The sequence below is a fragment of the Nitrobacter sp. TKz-YC02 genome, assembly GCF_049852135.1.
Taxonomy (GTDB): domain Bacteria; phylum Pseudomonadota; class Alphaproteobacteria; order Rhizobiales; family Xanthobacteraceae; genus Nitrobacter; species Nitrobacter vulgaris.
On record NZ_CP180728.1, the window covers coordinates 1,716,694 to 1,733,641 of the forward strand.

The window sequence follows — 16,948 nt, forward strand, 5'->3', positions numbered from 1 at the left end:
TGACGCTAGCGGATCGGTGGCGCGTACTGAATGCCGCCCTGCGTCCAGAGCCTATTGAGTCCTCGGGTGATGCCAAGCGGGGATCCGGCGCCGACGTTACGATCAAACGCTTCGCCATAGTTGCCGACGGCCTTGATGATGCGCGAGACCCAATCCTTGGTTACGCCGAGCTGCTCGCCGAAATTGCCGTCGGTCCCGAAAATGCGCTTGAGTTCCGGATTCTCCGATTTTGCCATCTCGCCAACATTCTTCTGCGTGATACCGAGCTCTTCCGCATTGATCATCGCAAACAGAGTCCACTTCACGAGATCGAACCACTGGTCATCGCCCTGGCGCACCATCGGCCCGAGCGGCTCCTTTGAGATCACCTCCGGCAGAACCGCATGATCGGCGGGATTAAGGAGCTTCAGCCTCTGGGCGTAGAGCTGTGAAATATCCGACGTAAACACATCGCATCGACCGGTTTCGTAGGCTTTTAGGGTTTCGTCAGCCGTGCTGAACGCGATCACCTCGTATTTCATCTTATTGCTTTTGAAGTAGTCGGCGAGATTCTGTTCGCTGGTGGTGCCGGTCTGAACGCAGACGGATGCGCTATTCAATTCTAGCGCCGAATTAACCTTGAGAGATTTCCTGACCAGAAAACCCTGCCCGTCGTAGTAAGTCACGCCGGTGAAATTTCCTCCAAGCGAGGTATCGCGTGAGAGTGTCCATGACGTATCGCGCGACAGCACATCTATGTCGCCCCACTGTAGAGCGATAAACCGGTCTTTGGCGGATAGCGGGACGAACTTGATTTTGCTCGGATCGTTGAGCACGACTGCCGCGATTGCGCGGCAGATGTCCACGTCAAGACCGGTCCAGTTTCCTTTGTCGTCAGGGGTGGAGAACCCTGGCAACCCCTGAGTCACGCCACACGACAGCACGCCTCGTTCCTTGACTGCCTCGAGCGTGGTCTTCGCCTTCGCGGATTCCTGTGCGGATGCCGATTGTAATGATGAAATACCAGCGGCGATGGCGAAAATGGCAGCAAGTATGCATTTCATGGCAATGCCTTTCAAGAACGTCAATGGATTGTCAGTTCGTGCCGCTTAGTCGCTCGGTTGAGTGCGGCCAATCGATTCGTTTCTCCCACCAGAATCGGGCCAAAGACGGACTGCGTCGATCAACCGATGTTGAGAGCAGATGGAAACTCGCAGCGGCTCTCCACCCTCGGTCGCAGTGATTGAATTCCATCACGGAATGACTAGCGGTGGACTCTAGCGTCCGCATCCGTTCCGCAATTCGCCTTGCGAAGGTTGGAATCAAGGAGCCACTAGCAAATATATGTTGCTAGTGGGGTTTTAAATTTGACGTTCAGCTCCGCGACACGTGGGGGTTGACGGGGGTCTTTCCCTTCCTGTTACTACCCGACCACTCCGGAACTGCCATCCGGAAAGCGCAGAATGTCTGGTTCAGCAGCGGGAAGATATGACTTTGTCGAAGGGCGACAGACCCACGGATTTGCTTCGAGCGGAAACCAGACTGGTCGTTTCCGGTCGAGACACCGCGTCCCAGAAAGGGTTCATCAACCCTCCCATTGTTCGCGGGTCGACCGTGCTCTACTCGACTGCCGACGATCTTCACGCCCACCGCGGAGAATTCCAATACGGACGGCACGGCACCCCTTCAACCCGCGCGTTGCAGGATGCGTTGGCGGCGTTGGAAGGCCCGCAATGCGCAGGCATAGGCCTCGTTCCTTCGGGCGTGTCTGCGATTTCCACGGCACTATTGTCCGTGCTGAAGGCCGGCGATCATGTTCTGGTCTGCGATAACATTTATCGCCCTACGCGACAATTCTGTGATGGGATTCTGGCGCGCTATGGAATCGAGACCACCTACTTCGATCCACTAATCGGTTCGGGGATCGCCGCGCTGTTCCGGCCAGAAACCCGCGCGGTAATGGTGGAGGCTCCAGGCTCTCAGTCTTTGGAGATGCCCGACGTTCCGGCGATCGCTGCCGCGGCGCACGCCTGCGGCGCGCTTGTGATCGACGACAATACGTGGGCAACCCCCCTCTTCCGCCGCGCACTCGAACAAGGCGTGGACATAAGCATCCAGGCGGCGACCAAGTACATCGGAGGGCATTCCGACCTCATGTTTGGTACCATTGCCGCCAATGCCAAGGCCTGGCCAGCGCTCGCCGAAACCATCAAGCTGCTCGGTCTATGCGTCGGTCCTGACGACGTGTTTTTGGCCTTGCGGGGATTACGCACTCTTGCGGTAAGGCTTTATCATCACCAGCAGGCTGCGATCGACATGGCGCAGTGGCTTGCTCGGCGGCCGGAAGTTGCAAGTATTTTGCATCCCGCATTATCGGACGATCCCGGTCATGCGATCTGGAAACGGGATTTCACCGGCGCATCGGGATTGTTCAGCATCGTCCTCAAACCCGCGCCACAACAAGCGGTCGATGCGCTGCTCGATACGCTGAAGCTGTTTGGCATGGGTTACTCTTGGGGAGGCTTCGAAAGTCTCATTATTCCCTTCGATTGCGCTACGTATCGGACCGCGACGAACTGGACGCCGGGCGGGCCAACGCTACGACTACACATCGGCCTTGAGAATTTGGACGATCTCAAGGCCGATCTCGAACGGGGATTCGCGGCCTTCAACGCCCGGCAATGAAAGATGCTTCTGCCTCGCGCTTTTTGTTGTTTCTCACGTCGATGATTGGCGTCCATTGAGAATGATGAAGTACACGTTGCGAAAATAAACAATGAGACCGAGAGCCTGGCCGGCGATGAACACCGGATCTCGTCGGTAAAGAGCGTAAATCAAAAGAAGAATCCCGCCTCCTATCGAGAAGAACCAGAACGCCACGGGGATCACGCTCTTTCGTGCGCGTTCAGATGCAATCCATTGCACGACGAACCGCATGGTAAAAAAACCCTGCGCAACAAAACCGAGAACGACCCAGCCATCAAAATTGGTTACGAACACGTCGTAGAAATAGCTCGTCAGCATCTCGAAGATGTCAGTCATGACGCATTACCTCGGTTGCCACGGGTGTCGATTTCTTACGGCGGATGAGCCACCACACACCGGCGAGGTCGATGATTCCGATCCACAGGCGGTCGAAGAATCCATAATTCGACACGCCTGAACGTCGCTGCCGGTCGATCACGTCGACATAGGTGATGTCATAGCCCTCTCGCCGCACCAGTGCCGGGAGGAAACGGTGCAGGCCGTCGAAATAAGGGAGGGACAGAAACACCTCCCGTCGAAAGGCCTTCAGCCCGCAACCGGTGTCGCGCGTTCCGTCGCTCAGCACTCGGCTTCGCACCTTGTTGGCGACTCGCGACTGGAATTTCTTGAATCCGGTATCCTTGCGGCCGACGCGTTGGCCGGCGGCGAGACCAATGCGGCCCTCACCCTTCTCGATCGCCATTATGAGTTCCGGCAGAAATTCCGGATTGTTCTGACCGTCGCCATCGAGCGTCACAACGATCGAACCGCGCGCGGCCCGTACCCCGGTCCGAACCGCTGCCGATTGACCCGATGACTTTTCGTGACGAATCTGGCGCACATTCTTACGCTGAGCCATGATCGTAGCCAAACGCTGGGCGGTTGCATCGGCGGAGCCGTCGTCGACATAGACAATCTCGTAGTCCCACCGGCCGTCGAGCGCGGCAGAGATCTCGTCGATTAAGGGTGCGATATTGTCCGCCTCGTTGCGCACAGGCACAACTATGGAAATCGTCGGCGCAGTCGTGCTGGTGGACATGTCGTCGTTCATTGTCCGATTGGTCCGCTAATCAAAGCCCACGAAAAGCTGGCCTATAGCGTTTTCGAGCGAAGTGAAATCCGGTTCGCGTGAAGAAAGCGCGTCATCAAAAAGACAGAGTCTTTCACCGTTTCCGCGAAACGGTGAAAGACCCTAGCCGCGTCCGCTTCTTATGGCGCGTAAGCGTTGCGGGCAACACTTTTGAGATGGGAAATTTCGGCGAGCGAAGAATTTATGTTGTCCACACCAATCGTAAGAACAACATCCGGCATATAATAAAGGCGAAGGTGGTCTATCGCCACATCGTGTGGCCACCCTGATATCTAACGCGTTCCCTCAGAGCGGAAGATGGCGATTGAAATCGCCTTGCCCTGTGAGAAATTGAAACCGTCGATGCGCGTTGCAACGTTATAGCGCAAGCCGATCGCCTCGGCGCGCTGCGCGAAGGCTCTTTCGGAACGGGATTCGACAAGCGCGAACCGGCAGCTTCCATAGCTGAGAAAATCGGCGGCCCCGGAGCCGTCGGTCAGCAGCGTCGACGTCCCCGTCATGAACACCAGACTTGGCTCATGGTAGCCAGCCGCCGCTGCTTTCGGTCCAACACATTCGACATTTCGCAGCGCGCGCGCGACTTCGGGACTCGGGAATAATGGCGTCAGCGCAGCGACTATGATCCCGTAAACGGAAGTGCTCAGGAACAGCGCTGCCAAAATCGCATTCAGCAGGGAGCGTTCCGCGTTATAGTCATCGTAGAGCCACCAGGCGAACAGGCCGGAAATCAAAGCCGCCGCGGCGAACGGCCACGCCAGGAAAACCGGCTGACGCGTTAAGGTAATGGTCGCGACGATTGCGAGCACGAGGGTCATCGCAGGGATGGCAAACCACCACGCCGTGCCTTTCGTCAGCCATGAACGGGACAGGACGTGGCGCTCCAGTGCCCAAACCGACAGGATCGCGACCGCGGGATACAGCGGCAGCACATAGTGCGGTAGCTTCGTCAAAACGAGTTCAAACACGATCCATGAGGGAACCAGCCACGCAAGCAGAAACTGCACCTCCGGCTTTCGCCGCGTGCGCCAGACCGCGGGCGCCGCCAGCCCTGCGAGCGGTGCGCCGGGCCAGAAGGTGATCCAGAACAGCAGGAAGTATATGCCTGGCGGCGCTCCATGTGATTCTTGAGCCGCGAATTTGCTCAGCATGTCGCCGCCGATCGACTGCGTGAAAAACGTGTCGCCTGCGCGGAGAAAAATCGCAACAAACCACGGCATGACGAGGACAAGCATCCACATCAGCCCCCAGACTGACCGTAGCCGCCAAAGCCATGACGCGGAGCGATCGAGTATGGCGAGGGTCCCGATCGTCAATCCCACGAACATCAGGATCAACGGACCCTTGAGCAGGATTCCCCCGGCGAGCGCGGTCCAGAAGATCGCCGGATGTATCCAGGACGGATGCTCGGGGTTCTCGCGCCGTTGAGATGACAGATAGATTCGCGCAAGCGCACCCATCGCTGCAACGATTGTCAGCAACAGCATGGCATCAGTCTTCGCGAGCCGCGCTTCCACTCCGAGCAGGACCGAACTGCACATGATCAGTCCGGCCAAAACAGCGCCCCGTCGCGTTATGAAAGCGAGCGCCGCCCAATAGGTCAAAAGCACCGCGCCAATTGCGCCGATCAGGGAGGGCACGCGATAGAGCCAGATGCGGATCTGCGCGCGCGGTAGGCCGAGAGATGACGCCGTCTCGACGGCTGCTGCCTGCAGCCAGTAAATGCCGACCGGTTTCTTGTAACGCACTTCGTCCTGAAATCGGATGTCGACGAAATCGCCGGTCTCCACCATCTGTTTGGTCGCTTGGGCGAAACGGGCCTCGTCGCGATCGATTGGCGGGATGTTGAAGAAACCAGGCAGAAAGAACAGCAGGCCAACGATCGCCAGAAATAATATCGATCTGCCCTGACTGGCGGCGACAGAGTCGAGCACGTTCGCCAGCCCCCGTCCCCTACCCACCGGGTTCTTCGGCTCGCGCGGTTGTCCAAATTGGGGGTGGGGAAGGGTCTTGGCCATGGGATTTCCGCATACGCTGAACCCGAGGCAGGGACAACCGCTGAGCCGGCTGCTATTGAATTCTGACCGTAACTGTGTCCGCGGTGCCAGCCGCGTCCATCACGGTCAGCCGGACGAAGCCCGGCCCAGGAGGGTCGATCATCCGCTGGCGACGGCCGTCGATCGCTCCGACCGCTTTCCCGTTGACCAGCATCGTCATAGGCAGACTGCCGCCCGTCACTTTCACTGGCAGCGGAGACAGCGTTCCCTGCCCTGCCCCGGCATCGATCCGCGAGCCATTCAACGGAAACTGGATATGGAGCCGGCGCTCATTGTTGTCCGTCCGGATGAGTTCATCAGCAGAGCGAAACCGGCGCAATGGAAGTGGAAGCTTTGCATTATTGGCGATGGTCAGAGTTCCGTGCGGAGCCTTGGGGAGCGGGGCAAGCAAGCTGCCGGTGCGAGCGAATGCATCGAACAGAATGGGCGCGGCCGCGACACGTCCGATAAGACCGGGAACCGGGGCGCCGTCAGGGCGTCCGACCCAAACGCCGATCGTCATGCGGCCGTCGAAGCCGACAGACCAAGCATCGCGATAGCCGTAACTCGTGCCGGTCTTGAAAGCGATCCGGTTCCGGACCGCGTTTTCCGGTGGGGGTGTTCCCAGCAGGACATTGCCGACCTGCCAGGCGGCAACGGGGTCCAGCAGTCGCAACGGCTCGCGGACACCAGAGTCGCTGCGCTCGAACTCGCGCAAAGGCATTACATTGCCCAGCCGGGGAATGCCGGAATAGACTTGCACCAAGTCATGGAGCGTGACGCCGACGCCGCCCAGTCCCATCGCCAGACCCGGAGCTTCGTCCTTGGGGAGCACCAGACTGGTGCCCGCCTGTTTCAGTCGCGACGACAGGCGGCTGGCGCCGACACGATCGAGCAGTTCGATTGCCGGAACGTTGAGCGATAATTGCAGAGCCCGGCGCACCGGAACGGTGCCCTGAAACGTCATATCGAAGTTTTCCGGCGCGTAGCTGCCAAATCGGACCGGATGATCGTCGATCAGGCTATCCGGATGAACAAGCCCGTCTTCGAACGCTAGTCCATAGATAAATGGCTTCAGGGTCGATCCCGGCGAGCGCACCGCCCGCGTCATATCCACCTGGCCGGCAAGCCGCTCGTTAAAATAATCCGCCGAGCCGACATGGGCCATCACATTGCCGGTGGCATTGTCCACTGCGACGATGCCGACCGAAATTTCCGGTCCGAGTGCAGCAGCGCGGTCGCGCGCCAGTGCTTCGAGCTGCCGCTGTAATCCGGACTCCAGCGTTAGCCTGATGAGCTTCGAATCCTTGTTGGTGGCCAGCGCCTGATCCGCCGAATGTGGCGCCAGCATGGGAAACGGCTGGCGCATCCGCATGACAGGCACCGCCAGGGCTCGCTTGGCATCGTCCGCACCGATGCGTGCATCCTCGACCATACGCATGAGCACACGGTCGCGGGCCGCGCGCGCAGTGGCGGGATGTCTGTCGAGGCGCCGCCGTTCCGGCGATTGGGGCAAGGCCACCAGCAAAGCCGACTCTGCCAGCGACAGCCGTTTCGGCTCCTTGCCGAAATAGGCAAGTGACGCCGCGCGGATACCTTCGAGGTTGCCGCCAAACGGCGCGAGCGTCAGATACAGGTCGAGGATTTCATCCTTGGAAAGCTCGTGCTCGATTTGGAACGCACGTACGATCTGATGCAGCTTGGCGTAGATCGAGCGGCGTTGGCGCGGTTCGATCAGCCTGGCGAGTTGCATCGTGATGGTCGACCCGCCTGAGACGATGTGGCCCCGGATCAGGAGTTGCCGTGCCGCGCGGCCGAGTGCGAGCGGGTCGACGCCCAAATGCGAATAGAACCGCTGGTCTTCATAACCTAGCAGTAGGTTGAGATATCCGGGATCAACATCGGTGCTGGCATCGACCGGCAATCGCCACCGGCCGTCGGCCATTGCGAACGCGCGCAGCAATTTGCTGTTGCGGTCGAGCACCGTCGTCGAAACCTCGCGCGCGTTCGCCAACGGCAGAGGTCCCAACGAGACGATCCAGCTCGCGACAGCGCCGGTGATTACCATAGCGACGATGGCGAGGGCTGACGCTGCCAGCTTCAACCGCCGCCAGCGACGCGACTGTACCTTCGTTGCTGGGGTGTCAGGCGCGGTCATTTCGCGGAACGCACCTCCACACGGCCAGTGCCGGTGCGGCCGTAACGCGATGGATTGTACATGTCTTCCACGTACGCTTGCGGCAGAACGTATTTGCCCGGTGATACAGCGCGCACGACATAGGCCACGGTGAACACCGCCTTGTCATTAGCAGCGCGATCGACGGCTGCGGTGAACCGATCGTCGCGGAATTCAGTGCTGACCGGTTCCTTGCCGTCCTCGATCCAGTCGAGCGTACCGGTGTCGCCGGACGAAACCAGATGAGGATTGTCGATTTCGAATCCTGCCGGAAGATAGTCGGCCACCATGATGTGGCCGTATTCCGGCTTGGCTTCGGTGATCCTGAGAACGACGGCGAACCGTTCGTTCTGCGTGGCCTGCGCCGGATCCGCGGGCGTTCCGTCGAGATTGAAATAGTTACGCTCAATCACGAAGCCATTCGAAGCAGCTGGTTCGGGAGTGGCGGGCGCGCCGGCCACGGAAATCACCACCTGCACCGGCGCCTCGCCCGTGTTGGTGATCTTGATCGGCTTGTCGGCCACCTCGGCTGTCTTGTAGCTGCGATAAAGCGCGGCTTTAACGGGCGCGCCGCCGACATCGAGCGACATCGATTCTTTCGCAAGCGCCCGCGCCGCCAGGACCAGCCACGCGTTCTCTTGTGTTGAGGTTGAGGGCGTCAACCCCCGCGCCGCCTCCACCCGCTGCACAGCTTGCGTGATCGTGGCTCGCGGCGCACTGCCCTCACTTGCCAGCGATACCAGCGCGGCAGCATCGCGCAGTGCCGAGCCATAGTCCGGCCGGCCGAATTCGATAGCCGGTTTGGGCGCCAGACTTTGTACCGCTGCGGCATAAACGCGTTCCGCCCGCGCCCGGTCGCCGACCAGAGCAAGCGCCGCGGCAAGTTGCGCCTTGGCGATGGGTGTCGCCAGATTGGTCAGTTTGGTATCGGCGAGATAACGCAAATCCCCGATCGGGGCGGCACCGTTCCTGGCGAGAATATAAAGTCCGTAAGCCAGATCGCGACCGCCGTCCTTCTCGGGCTCGGCTGCATTCACAACCGAGTTGCGGATGCGGTCGAGCGCGCTCTTGAACGGCGTATCGGGGACGGAGAAGCCCTTCTCTCGCGCGCGGGTCATGAAGTCCATGACGTAAGCGTCGAGCCAGGAATCCTCGCCGCCGGACGACCATAAGCCGAACGAACCATTGGAGCCTTGCCGGGCCAGCAGGCGCTCGATCGAGCTCTTGATGCGATCGTCGACACTGGTATCCATCGCGAGGTGTGCGTTGGCGGCGAGATCGTTGACATAGAGCAGCGGCATCGCCCGGCTTGCGATCTGCTCAGAGCAGCCGAAGGGATAGCGATCGAGCGCCTTCAGGACACTCGCCGCATCCAGCGCCGAAGACAGTCCGACCGACACCGATACTCCTCCCGTCCCCGCCACGAGGTCGGAGAACATGTCCGAGGTCAGCGTCAGGCTCTCGCCTTTTGCCAGCGTTCGGACAGAGCGGCGCGCCAGGATCTGGGTCGCCGGCTTGACCTCGAGATCATAGTGCCGCGCGACCGTCAGGCCGTTCGGCCCCTTGATATCGATGTCGAATTGGGCAGCGCCGGAAGAGCCGCCGGCACCAAGCGTCAGCGCCATCGATTTGCGCTGCTTAGCCGCGAGTTTGATCGTGGTCTTGGCGTTGCCCGCCATCTTCACGGGCCCCGAGGTCTTGACGTTGATAACGTAGTCGCCGGGCGGACCTTCGACATTGTCGAGGTCGAAAGTCAGGGTGCCCTGATCGCCGGTCAACAGAAAGCGCGGCAGCGTCGCCGTCAACACCACCGGATCACGCACCGTGACATCGACCGTCGCACGGCCGAGCTTGGTTGCACTCCACGCGACCGCCATCACTCGCGCAGTGCCAGCGAATTCCGGGATGTCGAAGCTGACCTCAGCCGTGCCGTCTGTTGCCACCGTGACGATTCCGGAATAGAGCGCGAGCGGCTTCTGCGTCGGCGGGCTGCCCTGCAACTCCGCTCCGGCCGAATCGCCGCCGGTCCTGAGTTGGCCGCGCGTCCCCTGCATGCCGTCAATCAGTTGTCCGTAAAGGTCTCGGATTTCAGACGTCATACGACGCTGACCGAGATAGTAGTCGTCGGGCGCGGGAGGTTTGTAGTTAGTGAGATTGAGGATACCGACGTCAACCGCGGTAACGACGATCTTGGCGTCTTCGCCAGGGCTTAGGCCACCGATCTTCACAGGCAGCCTTAGCGTCGTCGACGGCCGCACCAATGTCGGCGGCGAGAGATTGACCGAAAGGCTGCGCGCGGTCCTGTCGATGCCGAACCACTTGATGCCGATCGCGCGGCCGGGCATCCGCTGTGCGGCGACGTCGAGTGGCCGCCGAAGCGTTGCCACCACATAGGCCCCGGTGCCCCAGTCCTTGCCGATCGGAATTTTGACCTGGGACGTGCCTTCCTTGACGTCGGCGGTTTGGGTGGTCAACAGCCGGTCGCCGAGAACATTGATCGTCAGTTTGCCGGCGGTCCGGGCATTGACCGAAACGATCATGGTGTCGCCGGACTGGTGATCTGGCTTGTCGATCGAGGTTTCCAGCAGGTCAGGCGTGTCGGCGCTGCCGTCGGAATACCAGCCGACGTCAAATTGAATGGATGTCAGCGGACCATTGGGATCGGACGATTTGACGTCGAGTCGGTAGCGTCCCGACTGTGGAGAGAGTTCGATCCGCGCAGGCTTGTCGGCGGCAATCGTCAGATCTCCGTCGGCCACCCGTCTGGTCGACTTCACTGGCTCGTATTCCCAATACGAATTCTGACGATACCACTGATAGCGACTCTCCAGCTTGAGCAATTCGTAGCGGAGACCCTTGCGGGCAAGCGACGTTCCGTCCGGTGCGACAAAGACGACATCGAAGCTGGCCTTGTCTCCCTCTGCGACGTTCTTGTCGGCAAACAACGGTTTGACGCCGATCATGGCGCTGGGCGGTTTCACCGGAAGCACGATTTTCCGCTCGACCGCGCGTCCGCCGGCCTCCGCCATGCGAACGAAAATCTGTGCTTCCTGCTGTTGGCTCGACGAGGACGGTGTTGCGAGGCTGACCGGGAACGTTGCGGCGCCGTTAGCATCAGCTTCGGGCAGGTTCTCGATCGGCGTGCGCTCGTTACTGGTCGCCTCGTCGCCGGGCACGCCGAATTGATATCCGGCATATCCTGGACGGCTTTCGGCAGGTGCCACCAGCAAATCGCCTTCGATCTGCAAGCCGGATGCGGGAGCACCATAAAGGAAATGGCCGTCGACCTTGAGTTCTACCGGAGCATCAGCGGCAATCTGTTTCGCCTTGGTTGTTAAGTCGAATTCAATCCGGTCTGGGACATAGTCCTCAACCATGAAGGTGGTTTCGCCGACTGACGGTCCCTTCGGGTCAGTGAAGGCGCGAACCCGCCATGTCCCGGTCGGGACCGCTGAATTGAGCGGCAGCGTCAGGCTTCGCCCGCCCGCACCTTGATCGGCCAGGACAGAGCGGCGGAATTCGACCCCGTCGGGCCGTTCGACCACTAGCGTCAGCGGACCGCCGGTCACGGCATTGCCCTGCCCGTCGCGCAACAGCGCCGTGAGAAAGACAGTCTCCCCGGAGCGATAGACGCCACGTTCGGCGTAAACAAACGCGTCGGCCCCGGCAGGCACGGCGCGGCCCGAAACGCCGCGATCCGTCAAATCGAATGCATTCGACTTCAGGCTGAGGAATGCATAATCGGCCTTGTCGGTGCTGACTGTCAGCAGCGCAGGCGACTGCCCTCCTTCGCCTCGAGCCAACCCGGGCTCAAACAGCGCGTGACCTGACTCATCCGTCTTGCGGGTTGCAAGGATTTCATTGTTGCGTGCGACCAGGCGGACTTCCGCTTTGTCCACAGCATCGGTTGTCGCCAGCGAATTGACGAATACGTGGATGCCGTCATTGCCTGAATAGGCGGTCAGGCCAAGGTCCGAGACGATGAACCACTGAGTCGCCAGCGAGCCGGACTCTTCGTCCTCCATCGAGGCCTGACCCTTGGGCGCGGCCGTCATCACATAAACGCCGGGTTGGAGGTTTCCAAGCGCTTCATCGACCGGAAACGCGGTCGTCACATCGGCGTTCAGCGTGGAGGCCGTCGCAACCTCGCCGGACCAGACCTTGATCCCGCGTTCGTTGCCGAGATTGAGCAACTGATAGCCGTTGAGCGTCTTCTGAAAATCGCTGTCGACAACGGTATTGATGAGATTGCGGTCGCCGATCCGGAACACCTTGACGGTCACCGTCTGGGTGTTGACGCTGACCAGCGGGATGCCGCGCTGGCCAACGCGCGGCAGCACGTAGGCCCGTCCGGTGAAGCGGACGAAGGGCTTACGGTCGCGCACATAGACGTTGAATTCAGCGGATTTCGGCAGACTCTCCTTCACGGTCGATGGCAGTCCGGAGCGCAGATGGATGTTGTAGCGCTCACCGTGCTTGAGGCCCTCGACACAAAGCTGTCTGTCTTCCGAGGACAGCGCCGGTCGGTCGACCCCGGCCAGGGTCACGAATGGTGAAAAGTCGGTCCTCTTGGCAAGATCCTCAGAGAACTGGAAACAGACTCGAGGCGATGCCGAGTCCGAATCCACGGTGTAATCGAGCAGCCGAAAGCCGTGGTCGTCTCGCATTTTTTCATACTGCGCGCGAACATCGGCGACCTCGCGCAGATCGAGCGAGAGCCGCAACGTGTCGAGGGCTGGCCGCCACAGCTTTCGATCCGAAAATGCGCGTCCGAGAACCGCTAATGCATCGGCCTCGACAGCAGAATCGTTCGCCCGCTGGTAGGCGAGATAGGCGGCGGTGGACGCTCGCTCGAGCAGGAAGGTCTGTTCCTGACTTGTGGTGGGTCTGATCTGGAAGATTGTCCGTGCCAGGCGCAGCCAGTTGCCGCTGTCGGCTGGTACGACCGTTGCGATCTGGCCGAGTATCTGAAGACCGCTGCGAAAATCGGCTCGTTTGAAGGCCGCGTCGGCATCGGCGCGCAAAGTCGGGGCCAATTTGGTGATAGTGCCCGCTTCGCTCTTGATCTGAGCCTCGAGCTTGATTGCCGCGTCGGCAAGATCATCCCGCTTGAAGGCTTTATCTGCCGCCAGGGCAGACGATCCAAGCCCGATTAGTAAGGTCGCACAGAGGGCTACGGCGCGAACCATCCTGGTCATAAAAAGCTCCTGCGCGCACAAATGTCGCTGGGGTGTTCCCGGGTCAGAGTTCTGCGCTGTGCGGGATCGAAATCGAATTTGACACTTGCGATCCATGAGCCGCGAGTCCGAAACACGATCACGGCCAAAACTCCACTAACAGGTTATATTTGCTGTTGGTCGTTCGTTTTTAACTTCGCGACACCGGCCTGAACGGGATGCGGATGTCAGAATCAAACCACCCGTGCCCAAAAATGCACGAAAATGTAGCAGGTTCATTGCCTTGCCCCGTGTCGCTACAGTATAAGTCCAGCGCTAAAAAATTCCGATTCATCGTCCTCGGACTGCCCGTACGAGGCGTCTGTACGCACTCGAGACGAACGGATCGCACGTGTTTGTCGCCGGCCCGATCGAAATGGTTCGGATCGGACTTGGCGCGAAGGCGGTTTTTTCATATTGCGGTGAGATGAAGCTTTTGGGAGATGAAGCTTTAAACGGTCCCGTAGCTCAACTGGATAGAGTAGCGGATTTCTACTCCGCGGGTTGCAGGTTCGAATCCTGCCGGGATCGCCAAAATAAGTCAATAACATCAATCGCATATATCAGGCAGCCAGCCAGAATAAAGAGAGCAGAATGGGACAAATGTAGACCTTCGGGGACGATTCGGGACCAAAAAGTCCCGAGGAAAATCCCGAGGTTGCGGGACCGAATCGCGATACTTATCAACTAGGTCCGAACCAGACCGTCCGGAAACTCCCCTTCGCACATTTGGGCGACGTCGAAGCCGGTGCCAAGGAACTTGGCCGGCAGATCTGCGGCAATCGCCCGGCTGCGCAATGAAATGATTGCCATTATCGACAACCCGCAAGGGCCAGTAACGCGTACAAGACCCGCTGCCGATTGATTCGGGCGGCGGGTTTTTTATGTGCATGGCTTCAATGCAACCGCCATCCGCCTAAATTCTAGTTCACCAGCACCGCTCCGTCGCAGCGGATGCCGGAGACCCAGACATCTGCCTGCCCGATGCCGACGCCGAGCGTCGCCAACACCTGCGCCAGCACCTGATCGATCGACGCCGTGGCGCCGCTGATGATGCCCGTCACGGCCGGCCCGAGACCGGGGATGGGCAGGCCCAGCGGCCCCACATTGATCTTGAGCGAGAGGTCGCCGAGCAGGCTCGCGGTCAGCGACGCGGTGAAATCCGAGGTGGTCACCGTCTTTTTTGTCAGCGCGGCAATGTCTGCATAACTGAAGGACACCGGCGTCGGCCTGACGTTGCCCATGCCGGCATGGGCGCGGCCTGTCACGGTGACGGTGTCCAGATTGACCAGCGTCGCCGCGCCCGGGTCCGGCTTGCTGGTGAAGTTGGTCATCTCGGCCGCCGACACATTGCCGATCCAGGCGTCGACGATGCCGGGCGTGACGCCGAGCGTGACGCTGGAGGTGCTGATATCGGGGCGGCCGCAGCTCACGGCGTTCAGCGTGGCCGTGCCAGAGGCGACCTCGACATAGACCGGAAGATTGACGGCCGCCACCGGGCCGCTGCCGAGCAACTTGATCGATACCAGCACGCGGGTCTGCGCCGTGTGCACGCTCGCGCCTTCAGTCCCGACCGTCATCCAGCTTGTCCCTTGCGGGCGTTCACCGACCGTCGCCATCACGGAGACGCTGGCGATGCCGGGTAATCCGAGATTGACGGAGGCCGCGATCTGGTTGCTGCCATTGGCGATCGCACCGGTCGCCGAAAGCAGATCGAACGCCGAGACGCTGACGCCTGTTTTCGGTTTTGAGCCGACCGTCATCGCCGCATAAGGGCCGACGTCGATCAGCTTCCCCGGCACGATGGTGGTGGTTAGCCCGGCAAGCGCCAACGAGACCTTCGACAGCGCCGTGGTCGCGGCATTTATGCCGTTCGCCGCCTGCTGCGCGCTCAGCATCGCCGCCACGATGTCGCCGACCTTCACGTCGCCGGACAGCACGGAGTCGTAGGTGACGCCGGTCAGGTCGAGCCGCGTCGCCAGCGCATTGATGAAATCGAAGGCGTCGATGTGAGCGTCGATCAGCGCCTGATAGTCCATCGCCGAAAGCGACAGCGTCGTGCCGAGCATTCGGCCAAGCATCGCATTAAGCAGGCCACCATTGAGCGAGACCAGCCGTGAGCCGATCGCGAACGAGGCAAGCGCGGTGCTCGCGGCCGTTGCCCTGCTGGTGATGTCGAAGTGATTCTTGCCGCCGGTGAACATGCGCGCGAAATAAAGCGGCGTCTCGGTATGCAACGTAACCCGTGCTGCGTTGGCTGCGCCGCTCGAGGGGGTGACGAAGCGCGCCTGCGGCGCCAGCGCGGCGTTCGCGGCATAGCTGCCGAGTTCGACCGAAATCAGCGCGCTCGCCGGATAGCCGTTGGCCGTCACGGTGGCGGCGGCCGCGCTCGTGGCTTTGCCAAGGTTGCCTGCGGCGACAATGGCCGCAAGGTCGGCGGCACTCTGCGCCTTACGGCGGTCGGCATAGATCGACCCGACATCCACGCCGAGCGCGGTGCAGCCGAGCACCAGCACCATGCACCCGGCTCCCATGATCGCGAAATTGCCGCGCGTATCCGAAATGAAGCGCTGAAGCAGGTTCCACATCGTGCGTCTCCTCAAAAGCCGCCGAACGGAATCGCCGCTGAGCGGATGATGATCGAAGGCGGCGTCGGCACGAACGGCAGCGTGAAAATGAGGTTGTCGGAGGCGTCGTAGTTGACGGTGACGACGAAGACGTCGCTGCCGGAGGTTGCCGCGTTGACGGTGAGATGTCCGGGCTGCAACAGAGGATACGACCCGGCATTCGTCGTGACGTAGTTTTCGGCAAGGCTGATGCGTTCTGTCTCGCTCAGGCCCGCGACCGACGAACGCGCTGCTTCCGCGGCAAGTTGCTGCACACCATGCACCATGGTGAAGTAGACGCCGAACACGACGATGCCGAACACCAGCACCAGGAACAGCGGCAGAAGCATCGCGAATTCGACCGCGGACGCGGCGCGGATGCAGCGGGCAAAGCGCGGAAGGCACAAGGCGTGGCGTAGAGAGAAATGTGTCATACGGCAAGTTGAAACACACAACTATTAAGTGTATGTAAATCCAATACACTAAAAATGGCCAGGCTTAGATGCTTAAAATCAATGAAGAGCGCGTCGTGTGGAATGAGGTCTTTTTCACTGAGAGCTTTGATTTTCGCGGCCGAATCAATTTTTGTCGGTTCGACGAGTGCACCTTTGTCAAGTGCACACTGCTGATGGATGCCGACACAGAGCAGATTGCCTTCACAGGGTGCACGTTCAAGGACTGCAACATTGATGGCATGGAAGCCGACGAAGCACGTGGCATCGCTTCCGAAGGCAATACGTTCGAGCCTCCATTAGCGAGCAGCGACATGACTTTGAAGGACGCCTGACCACAGCCCTCAGCCAACGGATGACAAAATCGGCGTAGCTCGATGGCCGAAACAACGACCTAGCACGGAGGTTTGAATGGGCGATAACGGTCCCACGTTGGATCCGACGGAAGCCCTGGCCGATATCCAGACGCTGGTCAGCGTTGCTTTGCGGAGCGACGACATGACCGCCGTGCAGCGAGATCTCGAGATGATCCTGACGATCGTGGAAATGGTGCTGCCGCCCAAAAAGCGGTTCCAGAGCCGGAATGATTTATGTTGAGCAAACTCGGAAGAGTACCGAGCGAACGCTCGCGATTGCGGTGAACTCGCCGGA

Annotated in this window: 12 protein-coding genes and 1 tRNA gene; 4 read left to right on the forward strand and 9 right to left on the reverse strand. The window is 60.2% G+C overall.

The genetic code is table 11. The annotated features are described in order from the left end of the window. Positions 1 to 5 precede the first annotated feature (5 nt). Positions 6 to 1,043 (reverse strand): amino acid ABC transporter substrate-binding protein, encoded by a 1,038-nt coding sequence (locus ACM561_RS08135; protein WP_425909317.1) that lies wholly within the window; start codon positions 1,041 to 1,043, stop codon positions 6 to 8. A gap of 424 nt (positions 1,044 to 1,467) precedes the next feature. Between ACM561_RS08135 and metC the strand changes: the two genes are divergently transcribed. Continuing rightward, positions 1,468 to 2,664 (forward strand): cystathionine beta-lyase, encoded by a 1,197-nt coding sequence (gene metC, locus ACM561_RS08140; RefSeq protein ID WP_425909319.1) that lies wholly within the window; start codon positions 1,468 to 1,470, stop codon positions 2,662 to 2,664. 33 nt (positions 2,665 to 2,697) lie between these two features. On the opposite strand, the gene ACM561_RS08145 is transcribed toward metC, so the two are convergent. The 5 genes from ACM561_RS08145 to ACM561_RS08165 all read right to left on the reverse strand — a co-directional run bounded on the left by ACM561_RS08145 (position 2,698) and on the right by ACM561_RS08165 (position 13,221). Beyond that, a complete protein-coding gene (locus ACM561_RS08145; protein ID WP_425909321.1) occupies positions 2,698 to 3,021 on the reverse strand; it encodes a lipid-A-disaccharide synthase N-terminal domain-containing protein in 324 nt (107 codons plus the stop codon). Next, positions 3,014 to 3,775 (reverse strand): glycosyltransferase family 2 protein, encoded by a 762-nt coding sequence (locus ACM561_RS08150; protein ID WP_425909322.1) that lies wholly within the window; start codon positions 3,773 to 3,775, stop codon positions 3,014 to 3,016. Before ACM561_RS08150 ends, ACM561_RS08145 begins: the two co-directional genes overlap by 8 nt. A gap of 311 nt (positions 3,776 to 4,086) precedes the next feature. After that, entirely contained in the window at positions 4,087 to 5,829 is a 1,743-nt protein-coding gene (locus ACM561_RS08155) for an ArnT family glycosyltransferase (protein WP_425909323.1), read from the reverse strand. A gap of 52 nt (positions 5,830 to 5,881) precedes the next feature. Then, a complete protein-coding gene (pbpC, locus tag ACM561_RS08160; protein ID WP_425909325.1) occupies positions 5,882 to 8,005 on the reverse strand; it encodes a penicillin-binding protein 1C in 2,124 nt (707 codons plus the stop codon). Continuing rightward, positions 8,002 to 13,221 (reverse strand): alpha-2-macroglobulin family protein, encoded by a 5,220-nt coding sequence (locus tag ACM561_RS08165; RefSeq protein ID WP_425909327.1) that lies wholly within the window; start codon positions 13,219 to 13,221, stop codon positions 8,002 to 8,004. Before ACM561_RS08165 ends, pbpC begins: the two co-directional genes overlap by 4 nt. Positions 13,222 to 13,696: 475 nt before the next feature. Here ACM561_RS08165 and ACM561_RS08170 point away from each other — a divergent pair. Next, positions 13,697 to 13,773 (forward strand) — tRNA-Arg (locus tag ACM561_RS08170). A 153-nt stretch (positions 13,774 to 13,926) separates the two neighbouring features. Here ACM561_RS08170 and ACM561_RS08175 read toward each other — a convergent pair. The 3 genes from ACM561_RS08175 to ACM561_RS08185 all read right to left on the reverse strand — a co-directional run bounded on the left by ACM561_RS08175 (position 13,927) and on the right by ACM561_RS08185 (position 16,279). Continuing rightward, the gene (locus ACM561_RS08175; protein WP_425909329.1) at positions 13,927 to 14,052 is read right to left on the reverse strand and encodes a hypothetical protein; all 126 of its coding nucleotides are present in this window, start codon (positions 14,050 to 14,052) and stop codon (positions 13,927 to 13,929) included. Between the two features lie 110 nt (positions 14,053 to 14,162). Further along, the gene (locus tag ACM561_RS08180) at positions 14,163 to 15,827 is read right to left on the reverse strand and encodes a pilus assembly protein TadG-related protein (RefSeq protein WP_425906041.1); all 1,665 of its coding nucleotides are present in this window, start codon (positions 15,825 to 15,827) and stop codon (positions 14,163 to 14,165) included. A gap of 11 nt (positions 15,828 to 15,838) precedes the next feature. Beyond that, the gene (locus tag ACM561_RS08185) at positions 15,839 to 16,279 is read right to left on the reverse strand and encodes a TadE/TadG family type IV pilus assembly protein (protein ID WP_425906043.1); all 441 of its coding nucleotides are present in this window, start codon (positions 16,277 to 16,279) and stop codon (positions 15,839 to 15,841) included. A 68-nt stretch (positions 16,280 to 16,347) separates the two neighbouring features. Here ACM561_RS08185 and ACM561_RS08190 point away from each other — a divergent pair, with 68 nt between their 5' ends. Together ACM561_RS08190 and ACM561_RS08195 are read left to right on the forward strand one after the other, a co-directional pair. After that, on the forward strand, positions 16,348 to 16,632 hold the full coding sequence (locus ACM561_RS08190) for a hypothetical protein (protein ID WP_425909330.1): 285 nt from the start codon (positions 16,348 to 16,350) through the stop codon (positions 16,630 to 16,632). 76 nt (positions 16,633 to 16,708) lie between these two features. Next, positions 16,709 to 16,894, forward strand: a complete 186-nt coding sequence (locus ACM561_RS08195; protein ID WP_425909331.1) for a hypothetical protein — start codon at positions 16,709 to 16,711, stop codon at positions 16,892 to 16,894. Positions 16,895 to 16,948: the final 54 nt, after the last annotated feature.

Excerpts from the sequence above, each read along its gene's own strand:
- ACM561_RS08135 (WP_425909317.1), bottom strand. The coding sequence starts at position 1,043 with ATGAAATGCATACTTGCTGCCATTTTCGCCATCGCCGCTGGTATTTCA.
- metC (WP_425909319.1), top strand. The coding sequence starts at position 1,468 with ATGACTTTGTCGAAGGGCGACAGACCCACGGATTTGCTTCGAGCGGAA.
- ACM561_RS08145 (WP_425909321.1), bottom strand. The coding sequence starts at position 3,021 with ATGACTGACATCTTCGAGATGCTGACGAGCTATTTCTACGACGTGTTC.
- ACM561_RS08150 (WP_425909322.1), bottom strand. The coding sequence starts at position 3,775 with ATGAACGACGACATGTCCACCAGCACGACTGCGCCGACGATTTCCATA.
- ACM561_RS08155 (WP_425909323.1), bottom strand. The coding sequence starts at position 5,829 with ATGGCCAAGACCCTTCCCCACCCCCAATTTGGACAACCGCGCGAGCCG.
- pbpC (WP_425909325.1), bottom strand. The coding sequence starts at position 8,005 with ATGACCGCGCCTGACACCCCAGCAACGAAGGTACAGTCGCGTCGCTGG.
- ACM561_RS08165 (WP_425909327.1), bottom strand. The coding sequence starts at position 13,221 with ATGACCAGGATGGTTCGCGCCGTAGCCCTCTGTGCGACCTTACTAATC.
- ACM561_RS08175 (WP_425909329.1), bottom strand. The coding sequence starts at position 14,052 with ATGGCAATCATTTCATTGCGCAGCCGGGCGATTGCCGCAGATCTGCCG.
- ACM561_RS08180 (WP_425906041.1), bottom strand. The coding sequence starts at position 15,827 with ATGTGGAACCTGCTTCAGCGCTTCATTTCGGATACGCGCGGCAATTTC.
- ACM561_RS08185 (WP_425906043.1), bottom strand. The coding sequence starts at position 16,279 with ATGACACATTTCTCTCTACGCCACGCCTTGTGCCTTCCGCGCTTTGCC.
- ACM561_RS08190 (WP_425909330.1), top strand. The coding sequence starts at position 16,348 with ATGCTTAAAATCAATGAAGAGCGCGTCGTGTGGAATGAGGTCTTTTTC.
- ACM561_RS08195 (WP_425909331.1), top strand. The coding sequence starts at position 16,709 with ATGGGCGATAACGGTCCCACGTTGGATCCGACGGAAGCCCTGGCCGAT.